This is a genomic window from Gammaproteobacteria bacterium (genome assembly GCA_019911805.1).
In the GTDB taxonomy this organism is placed as follows: Bacteria; Pseudomonadota; Gammaproteobacteria; order Thiohalobacterales; family Thiohalobacteraceae; genus JAHJQQ01.
The window spans coordinates 1-9590 of record JAIOJV010000090.1; the positions used below are offsets into that span (position 1 = coordinate 1).

Below are 9590 nucleotides of genomic sequence, written 5' to 3' on the forward strand. Positions count from 1 at the left end.
CCGATAGGCCACACTGCGCCCCACCCATCCTGCATCTCTCACAGAACGATCAACTCCGCCCGCAGCGCACCGACCTCTTTCAGTGCCTCGAGGATGGCGACCAGATCGCTGGGGGCGGCGCCGACGCGATTCACGGCGACGACGATGTCGTTGAGGGTGATGCCGGGTTCGAGCATGAACATACGCGCCGGCTCCTCGGCGACCTCGACCGTGGACGAGGGCGTCACCACCGTCTGGCCCACCCGTGCCAGCGGAGCCGGCTGACTGACCTGCACGTCCTCGCTGATGGTCACAGTCAGACTGCCGTGTGCGACCGCCGCCGGCATGACGCGCACATGCGCACCGATCACCACCGTGCCGGTACGCGAATTGACGACCACCCGTGCCGGTGCCTCGCCGGGCTCAACCTCGAGATTCTCCAGCATGGAGACGTAGGCGACGCGCTGCGCCGGGTCACGCGGCGCATTGACGCGTACGCTGGTGGCATCCAGCGGCTGGGCGGTGCCCTCGCCCATGGTCTTATTGATGGACACGGCCAGACGGGTGGCGGTGGTGAAATCTGCGCTGCGCAGGTTCAGCACAATGCTGTCGCCGAGCAGGAACGGATTATCGACGCTGCGCTCGACGGTCGCACCATTGGGCACGCGGCCGACGCTGGGAATGTTCACCGTCACCTTGGAGCCGTCATTGCCGCCGGCGGTCAGGCCGCCGACGACCAGATTGCCCTGGGCGAGTGCGTACACCTGCCCGTCGGCCCCACGCAGCGGGGCCATCAGCAGCGCACCGCCACGCAGGCTCTTGGCGTTGCCGATGGACGAGACGGTCACATCGATGGTCTGCCCCGGCTTGGCGAACGGCGGCAGGGTGGCGCTCACCGAGACGGCCGCGACGTTCTTCAATTGCGGATTGACGTTCGGCGGCACGGTGATACCGAACTGATTGAGCATGTTCTTGATACTCTGCACCGTGAACGGCGTCTGACTGGTCTGATCGCCGCTGCCGTCGAGGCCGACCACCAGGCCATAGCCGACCAGCTGATTGCTGCGCACACCGGCGATGGCGGCCATGTCCTTCACGCGTTCGGCGTGGGCGGGGATGGCAGAGACAAGAGACAAGAGGCAAGAGACAAAAAACATTGCCGCCCGGTGAAAACACTTTTTCTTGCAACTTGTTACTTGCATCTTGTATCTCCGTTCAGAACGGCCATACCGGGCTGTTGAAGAAGCGCGCCAGCCAACCCATCCGATTCGAGTCCGCCAACGTGCCCTTGCCGCTATAGGTGATGCGCGCATCCGCAACCTGACTGGACAGCACGGTATTGTCCGTCTTGATGTCGAACGGCCGCACAATGCCGGAGATCTGGATGTATTCGTCTCCCTGATTGAGTGTCAGCCACTTCTCGCCGCGCACCACCAGATTGCCGTTGGGTAGCACATCGGCGATGGTGACGGTGATGTTGCCGGTCAGACTGTTGCCCTGGCTGCTGCTGCCCTCGCCGGAGAATTCCTTGCTCGACGACAGACTGGTGCCGAGATCGCTGGAGCGATTGCTGCCGTGTGGCAGCAAGGGCGTATCAAACTTGAGTGGCGCACCCAGCAAAGTTGGGTTGTCCACACGCACGTCGTTCTCCTTGGAGGTCTCGGTCTTGGCGTCCTTACTCGCCTGGGTGCGCTCCTGCAGCACGATGGTCAGCGTGTCGCCGATGCGGCGTGCCTTGATGTCCTCGAACAGCGGCATGTTGTAGGCCGCCTGATAGATGGCACCGCTGTTCTGCGGGGCCGGCGCGGCTACCGGCGGGTAGGCCGGTCGATAACTGTCCGCCGGCGAGCGCTGCACCGTCGCGCAGCCGGAGAGCAGCATGAGCAGTGTGGCCAGGATGAACAGTGCGCGTAGGGTGCGTCGAGGCGCAGCCTGACACACCGTGGTGTTGTCTATCCGGTGCGTCGCTGCGCCGACGCACCCTACGATGTTTGTGCCGCAGCCGAGTGTCATGGCGGTCATATCCGATCATCCGTCATCACAGGTTGTTGGTGACGAACTGCAGCATGCGGTCCGCGGTGGAGATGGCCTTGGAGTTCATCTCGTAGGCACGCTGGGCCTCGATCATGTTCACCAGTTCCTCCACCGTATTGACGTTGGAGGTCTCAAGCGCCCCCTGCACCACCGTACCCAGCCCGTTCAGGCCCGGGTTGCCGGTGGATGGCGAGCCACTGGAGGCGGTCTCGAGGTAGAGATTCTGGCCGATCGGCTGCAGGCCGGTCGGGTTGATGAAATCGGCGAGCTGCAAGGTGCCGACCTGGGTCGGCGCCGCCTGACCCTGGACCTGCACCGACACCACACCGTCGGAGCCGATGGTGACGCTCTGGGCATTCTCCGGAATGGTGATCGAGGGCTGGATCAGATTTCCGGAGGCAGTCACCAGCTGACCCGTGGAGTCGATCTGGAAGGCGCCGTCGCGCGTGTAGGCCTGGGTACCGTCGGGCAGCAGCACCTGCAGAAAGCCGCGCCCCTGCACCGCCACGTCCAGGCTGTTGCTGGTCTGCACGATGTTGCCCTGGGTGTGCATCTTCTCGGTGGCGACCGTGCGCACGCCGGTGCCGAGCATCATGCCCGACGGCAGCTGGGTGTCCTGCGAGGATTGTGCGCCGGGCTGGCGTACCGTCTGATAGAGCAGATCCTCGAACACCGCGCGGTCGCGCTTGAAGCCCATGGTGTTGACGTTGGCGAGGTTGTTGGAGATGACGCTCATGCGCGTCTGCTGCGCCTCCAGGCCGGTCATGGCCACCCACATTGCCTTGTTCATGTTCGCATCTCCATAAATCGTGTCTTGCCTGAGTCATTCGCGGGCAAGCCCGCGCCTACAGGCAGTAATGGCTGCCGGCTCAGCCGATACTCATCAATTTTGCCGACGCGGCGTCGTTCTCTTCCGCCGTCTTCATGAGCTTGACCTGGGTCTCGTACTGGCGTGCAAGATGGATCATGGTCGTCAGCGCCTCGACGGAGCTGACATTGGAGGTCTCGAGGGTGCCGCTGACCACGCGCACTTCGGCATCCGCATTGGCCATACCGCCATCCTGTAAACGCAGCAGGCCGTCCTCACCCTTGATCAGCTGCGCCTCGGGTGGTGCCACCAGCTTGATGCGTCCCACCACCGCCATGGTCGCGGGTGCCTGCCCCACCGGCAGCACCGAGACGGTGCCGTCTGCGGCAATCTCCAGCTCCTGTGCGTCCGGGATGGAGATCGGGCCGGCGTCGCCCAATACGGGGTGCCCGGCACCGGTCTCCAGGATGCCGCTCGCCGTTACGCGCAGATCGCCGGCGCGCGTGTAGGCCTCACTGCCATCGGGTGCCTGGATGGCGATCAGTCCCTGGCCGTTGATGGCGATGTCCAGGTTCCGGCCGGTGGATTGCAGCGAGCCGCTGCTCATATCGATGCCGGGCGTCTCACTCAGCGCGTACACCCGGCTGGCGTGGCCGGGGCCGTAGAGCGGCACCGCCCGCAATGCCTCGAACTGCGCCTTGAAGCCGGTGGTGCCGACGTTGGCGAGGTTGTTGGCATTGACCGCCTGCGCCCGCTGGATCTGGCCGGCGCCGCTGGCGGCAACGTAGAGCATGCGATCCATGGTCGGTCTCCGTCAGTTATCAGCGGATGTTGATGATGGTCTGGGTGATGGTGTCGGCGGTGCTGATCACCTGTGAGTTCGCCTGGTAATTCCGCTGGGCGGTGATGAGATTGATCAGCTGTTCCGACAGGTCCACGTTGGAGGCCTCCAGCGCACCGGACTGGAGCATGCCGAAGCTCGCCGTACCGGCCTCGCCGATCAGCACGTCACCGGAGGAGTAGGTCTCCGCCCAGTTGGTATCACCGAGCTGGCGCAGACCCTGCGTGTTCGGGAAGCTGGCGAGGGCGATCTTGCCCAAGGCCGAGGACTGGCCATTGGTGTAGCGTGCCGACACCACGCCGGTGTCGCTGACATCCAGACCGGTCAGACGGCCGGTGGCATAGCCGTCCTGGAACAGCGAGTTGACGCTGTAGTCGCCGCCGAACTGGGTCATGCCGGTGTAATCCAGCGTCATGGCCAGGGGCGCGGCGCCCGTGGCCAGCGTCAACGGCCCGGAGGCCGCGCTGGTCGCGCCGGGCACACCGTTCACACCCGTGAGGGCACCGCTGCTCGAGAACTCCAGGCTGCTGTAGGGATTGCCGCCCTGCGGCACGTTGGTCATGGTGCCGGCGCCGTCATCGGCATACAGCCAGCTGTACCAGGTATTGCTGCCGGGCGTCGCGTCCTTGAGATAGTACATGGTCGCGGTATGTCCGGCTCCCAGGGTGTCGTAGACGGTATAGGACGTCGAATAGTTGAAGGTGGTGGGATCCGCGGCATTGAATGCGGCCGGCGCACCGGCACTGGCATCGCTGGCATCCAGGTTGAGACCGAGCTCCACCGCGCTGGTAGCGTTCGGTGCACCTTCGGTCAGCTGGATGCGCAGGTCATTCAATGAGCCGGTGTTGAAGGCCGTGCCGCTGGTGCCGATGGGTGAAAACACCTGCAGCCGCTGGCTGCTGCTGTTGACCACGTAGCCATCGCGGTCGACGCTGTAGGCGCCGGCGCGGGTATACACGTTGGAGCCACCATCGTTCAACACGAAAAAGCCCTCGCCGCTGATGGCAAGGTCCAGGCTGTTGTTGGTGAACTCGACGTTGCCCTGGGCGAACTGCTGGGCCACGCCGGCCAGGCGCACGCCGCCGCCGATGGCAGTATTGCTCACCCCGGCCAACGAGTTCGCGTAGACGTCGGCGAACTCGGCGCGCGAGGATTTGAAGCCGTTGGTGCTGGCATTGGCGATGTTGTTGCCGGTGACCTTCAGATCCGACGACGCCGCATTCAGACCGCTCAGTGCAATACGAAATGGCATGTTCTGCTCCCCTCTGTCTAGAGAATCTGTTTGACCTGGTTGAAGTCCAGCGGGCCGACGCCTGCCAGATCCAGCAGCAGCGCGCCGCCACTCCCCAGAGTCACCCCGTTGACACGATTCACCACATTGGCCTCGATGGCCTGGTTGGTGCCGCCGAATGCAGCCTCGGCGCTGATGAGATAGGTACCGGGCGGCGCATAGGTGCCGTCATCGCGCAGGCCATCCCATTGGTACCGGACCTCACCCGCGGCCTGCCCCCCCAACGGGAGACGCCGTACCATCTGGCCGGAGCCATCGTAGATCTTCACCGCAACCTCGGAACTCGCCTGTGGCAGTTCGACCGTGCCGCGCACACTACCGCCCTGCTCCAGCACGCCCAAACCGGTCGGCGCCAGCACATCGCGGCCGACCATGCCGGCGGCCTGCAATGCCTGGTTGGATACCAACGTGGCGCTCAGATCATCGAAAGATTTCTGCAGCTCCTGGCTGGAGGTCACCTGGCTGATGGAGGCGAGCTGGGCCACGAACTCGCTGTTGTCCATCGGCTCCAAGGGATCCTGATGCTGGATCTCCGCCAGCAGCAGCTCCATGAAATCGTCGGAACTCAGGCTGTTCGTACCCTTGTTCGTGGCCTGGGTATCCTGGGTGGAACGCAGCCCCAGGCTGGAAAGCGTCTCGTTGGTCAGCGAGGTCGTCATTTCAATGTGTCTCCGTGACGGTTACCGGAACGACTACTGGCCCAGCCTGAGCGTGGCCAACAGCATCTGTTTGGATGTATCCAGCACCTCGACGTTGTTCTGGTAGCTGCGCGAGGCGGAAATCATGTTCACCATCTCATCGACCGCGTTGACGTTGGGCTGGTAGACATAGCCTTCTTCGTTGGCCAGCGGATTCTCGGGCGCGTAACGCTGCATGAGGGGTTCCTGGCTTTCGACGATCCCGAGCACGCGCACACCGACGGCGTCGCTGTCACCGTGCAGTGCGTTGAGCATGGAGGAGAACACCGGCTGCCGTGCCCGGTAGGTACTCTCTTCACTGCCACCGACACTCTCGGCGTTGGCGAGATTGCTGGCCGTAGTGTTGAGGCGCACGGTCTGTGCACTCATGGCAGAACCGGCGATATCGAATATCTTGAACAGCGACATGACTACTCTCCCTTGATGGCCGACATCAGGCCCTTGATGCGGCTGCCGAGGAAGGTCAGCGTCGCCTGATAATTCACGGCATTCTCTGCGAAGGCCGCCTGCTCGACCTGGCCGTCGACGGTATTGCCGTCCAGCGACGGCTGATTCGGTACGCGATACTGCAGGGGCAGACCGTTGACGCCGGGCTCCGCGCTGAAGGCGATGTGCCGGGCCTGCGTCGTGTGCATGGCCAGCTGCCCGCCCTGCGCCTGCTCCAGCGTGGCGCGGAAATCGAAGTCGCGCGCCTTGAAGTTCGGCGTGTCGGCATTGGCGAGATTGGAGGCAAGCACCTCCGAACGGCGTCCCCGCAGCGACAGGGCTTCCGGGAGCGGGCCTAGGGCGGAGTCGATACTGATCGGCATGGCAACCTCGAACGGAAAAAGGCTTTGGCCATCACATAAGCAACACGCGTGCCAGCCTGGTCACAGGGGGTCGTATGCCGTGATTCAGCGCCGCAAGGAGGGTGTATCGCAAGGTGTTGCGGCAACACCCCGCCGCCAGGCGGCAAAGACGCTTTAGACCTTGCCGCCCGGCCGGGGCGGGATCGGCAGCCGCGCTGCGAGGTTGTTCTTGACCCGGTACACCGAGCCGCGCGGGCAGCGGACAAGCTCGAATTCGTCCGAGTACTGGGTGATGGCCTCCGATGATCCCAGGAAGAGGTAACCACCAGGATTCAGCGCCCGTGCCATGCGGGCGAGGATATCGGTCTTGGAGACACTGGAGAAATAGATAAGTACATTGCGACAGAAGATGACGTCGAAACGACCGAGCAGACTGTAGGATTGCAACAGATTCGCCTGACTGAAACGCGCCCGGTTGCGGATCTCCGGACGCACCTGCCAGCGCCCGTCCCGCAGCGGTAAAAAATGGCGTTGGCGGCGCTCCGGTGACAGGCCACGGGCGAGTGCGTGGCTGTCATAGCTGGCCACCTTCGCCGCACCGAGGATGGTCGGCGAGATGTCGGTGGCCAGAATCTGCACATCGTCGAGGCTGCCCGGTCGGGTGGCGAGGTACTCCTGGAAGATCATGCTGATGGAATACGGCTCCTGACCCGACGAGCAGGCTGCCGACCAGATGCGCGGCGTGCGCACCCGACGCTCGGCGAGATCCGGAAAGATCTGCTCCTTGAGGATGTCGAACGGAAAGATGTCGCGGAACCAGAAGGTCTCGTTAGTCGTCATCGCCTCGATGATCCGCTCGCGCAAGCTACGGTTGCGCCCGCTCTGCAGCTGCTCGACCAGTTCACCGAGGTTCGCGGCGCCCTCCTCCGTCATCAGGCGCCCGAGCCGGCTGGCGACCAGATAGTGTTTATTGTCGCCCAGGACGATGCCACAGGCCTCTTCGAGTAAGGCCCGGAATGCCTGATAGTCCTGCGTGGAGAGTGCCGCTCGCGTCAAACTGCTGTTCCTTTATCCTGCTGACCGCCCACAGCGGCGGCGGCTGCCGGCGGGAGACCACCGGTGATCGATCAGTCTGTGATCTGCTGCCTGACGCGCGCCTGTTTGAGTACCTCGGTCGCCAGCAGATCGGGCTTGAACTTGGCGATGAACATATCGGCACCGACTTTCTCGACCATGGCGTTGTTGAAGACGCCGCTCAGTGAGGTGTGCAAGAGCACGTAGATATGCTGCAGCCGCGCATCGGCACGCAGCCGGGTGGTGAGGGTGTAGCCATCCATTTCCGGCATTTCGACATCGGAGATCAGCATGGTCAGTTGCTCGATACGCTCCGGTTCCTCTGCCGCCCACTGCAGCAGGGTGTCGAGCGCCTTCCTGCCATCGGTGGCCAGTGTGCAGTCGATATCCAGCTGATCGAGGGTACGCTTGATCTGATTGCGGGCCACCAGCGAATCGTCGGCGACCAGGACATGCGGCCGCCGGGCCCCAGCGGCCGCGGTCGACGCACTGTCGAGAATGGCCTGCGACACCTCTTCGGGGGCACCGAAGACCTCGGCCAACACCTTCTCGACGTCGATGATTTCGACGAGTTCGCCGTCGAGGTCGGTGACCGCCGTGAGATAGCTTTCCCGACCCGTACCCTTGGGTGGCGGCCGGATCTGTTCCCAGTTCATGTTGACGATGCGATCGACGGCCGTGACCAGGAAGCCCTGGACCGAACGATTGAACTCGGTGACGATGACGAAGCAATCCGCAGGATCCGCGACCGGGCGGCGGGAGATTGCCTTGGCCAGGTCCAGTACCGGAATGGTCTTGCCGCGCATATGGGCGATGCCGCACACCACCGGGTGGGCGTGACGCACCACCGTGAGGGCGGGACAGCGGATGACTTCCTGGATCTTGAAGACATTGAGACCGAAGCGCTGCGCGCTGTCCAATCGGAATGTCAGAATTTCCAGGCGGTTGTGCCCGGCCAACTGGGTCCGTTGATCGACGCTGGCCAACACGCTGCTCATAACTTGCTCTCCTGACGGGGAAATGGCCTCGACTCACACTGCCCCCGTAGCGGCGCCCACCCCGGTTCCTTGATCGGCCCCGACGTCGGCACAGCTGCAGGCACAGCACTTGCACAGCAGGCCATACGTTGTCCTCGGAATCGGGAAGCCCGTACCCATGGCGTCACGACTGCAGCACATTTTCGGTATCACCCTGCTGATCTGCGGCCTGTCCGCCCCTGCGGGCGCGACGACCGAACCCATCCAGGTGCACGCGGACATCCTGGCCGCCGGCCGCAGCTTTCTGCTGGATGCGGCGCGCGCGCAGCACGACGGCGACGTGGAGGTGCGTATGGGGCGCCTCGACCCCCGCTTGCGCCTGGCGCGTTGCACCCAGCCACTGCAGGGGTTCCTGCCACCCGGGGCACGTCTGAGCGGCAGCGCCAGCGTCGGTGTACGTTGCCCGGGGGCTGCCGGCTGGACACTCTATATAAAGGCGCATATCGCCGTCCTGGCCCCGGCGCTGGTGACCACGCGGCCGATCGCACGCGCGGCGACCCTGTCGGCGGCCGACGTCCAGGTCGTCGAGCGCGATGTCTCCGCCAGCGGCTACGGCTACTTGCAGAACCTCGACCAGATCGATGGCATGATCGCCCGGCGACTCCTGCCGGCCGGTACCCTGCTGAACCCCACCATGGTCAAGGCACCGCGGCTGATCCGGCGCGGCGACCGGGTCACGCTGATCAACGCGGCTGGCCCGATCCAGGTGGAAATGGTGGCCGAGGCGATCAGCGACGGCACCCAGGGAGAGCGAATCCGGGTGCGGGCGCTGAACTCCGGCCGGGTGATCGATGCCTGGGTGGTATCGGCTGGCGTCGTAAAATTGACACTCTAGGTGCCGGCGGCAAAAAAGCGACTAAAGTTATTGAACGGGTGGACGATACGCCTTGCAACCGCAACCTGCAGAGCCCCCCGGAGTCTCAGAATGGCAACCGAAATCAACCATCTCCCCCCGTCCTCCGCCCAGGTGCAGGATGTCGGTGGGCACGCCCACAACAGCACCCCACCGGCCACTCCGGCGGCGGACCGGAAAGAGGCCC

11 protein-coding genes are annotated in these 9590 nt (G+C 64.0%); 1 reads left to right on the forward strand and 10 read right to left on the reverse strand.

The window, feature by feature from the left end; genetic code table 11:
- Window positions 1–38: 38 nt before the first annotated feature.
- The 10 genes from K8I04_11575 to K8I04_11620 form a co-directional block, all read right to left on the reverse strand.
- On the reverse strand, window positions 39–1136 hold the full coding sequence (locus K8I04_11575; GenBank protein MBZ0072349.1) for a flagellar basal body P-ring protein FlgI: 1098 nt from the start codon (window positions 1134–1136) through the stop codon (window positions 39–41).
- A gap of 58 nt (window positions 1137–1194) precedes the next feature.
- Entirely contained in the window at window positions 1195–1992 is a 798-nt protein-coding gene (gene flgH, locus K8I04_11580; protein MBZ0072350.1) for a flagellar basal body L-ring protein FlgH, read from the reverse strand.
- Window positions 1993–2017: 25 nt separating this feature from the next.
- Window positions 2018–2803, reverse strand: coding sequence for a flagellar basal-body rod protein FlgG (gene flgG / locus K8I04_11585; GenBank protein MBZ0072351.1), 786 nt, complete (start codon window positions 2801–2803; stop codon window positions 2018–2020).
- 79 nt (window positions 2804–2882) lie between these two features.
- On the reverse strand, window positions 2883–3623 hold the full coding sequence (gene flgF, locus K8I04_11590; GenBank protein MBZ0072352.1) for a flagellar basal-body rod protein FlgF: 741 nt from the start codon (window positions 3621–3623) through the stop codon (window positions 2883–2885).
- A gap of 19 nt (window positions 3624–3642) precedes the next feature.
- Window positions 3643–4914, reverse strand: coding sequence for a flagellar hook protein FlgE (gene flgE / locus K8I04_11595; GenBank protein ID MBZ0072353.1), 1272 nt, complete (start codon window positions 4912–4914; stop codon window positions 3643–3645).
- A 17-nt stretch (window positions 4915–4931) separates the two neighbouring features.
- Window positions 4932–5612, reverse strand: a complete 681-nt coding sequence (locus K8I04_11600; GenBank protein ID MBZ0072354.1) for a flagellar hook assembly protein FlgD — start codon at window positions 5610–5612, stop codon at window positions 4932–4934.
- A 33-nt stretch (window positions 5613–5645) separates the two neighbouring features.
- Window positions 5646–6059 carry a flagellar basal body rod protein FlgC gene (flgC, locus tag K8I04_11605; protein MBZ0072355.1) on the reverse strand — a complete coding sequence of 138 codons (414 nt, stop codon included), beginning with the start codon at window positions 6057–6059 and terminating at the stop codon, window positions 5646–5648.
- A gap of 2 nt (window positions 6060–6061) precedes the next feature.
- Window positions 6062–6460 carry a flagellar basal body rod protein FlgB gene (gene flgB, locus K8I04_11610; protein ID MBZ0072356.1) on the reverse strand — a complete coding sequence of 133 codons (399 nt, stop codon included), beginning with the start codon at window positions 6458–6460 and terminating at the stop codon, window positions 6062–6064.
- 153 nt (window positions 6461–6613) lie between these two features.
- Window positions 6614–7495, reverse strand: a complete 882-nt coding sequence (locus tag K8I04_11615) for a protein-glutamate O-methyltransferase CheR (protein ID MBZ0072357.1) — start codon at window positions 7493–7495, stop codon at window positions 6614–6616.
- Between the two features lie 71 nt (window positions 7496–7566).
- Window positions 7567–8511 (reverse strand): chemotaxis protein CheV, encoded by a 945-nt coding sequence (locus K8I04_11620; GenBank protein MBZ0072358.1) that lies wholly within the window; start codon window positions 8509–8511, stop codon window positions 7567–7569.
- Between the two features lie 157 nt (window positions 8512–8668).
- On the opposite strand from K8I04_11620, the gene flgA reads away from it, so the two are divergent.
- Window positions 8669–9385 carry a flagellar basal body P-ring formation protein FlgA gene (gene flgA, locus K8I04_11625; protein MBZ0072359.1) on the forward strand — a complete coding sequence of 239 codons (717 nt, stop codon included), beginning with the start codon at window positions 8669–8671 and terminating at the stop codon, window positions 9383–9385.
- The last annotated feature ends 205 nt before the right edge of the window (window positions 9386–9590 follow it).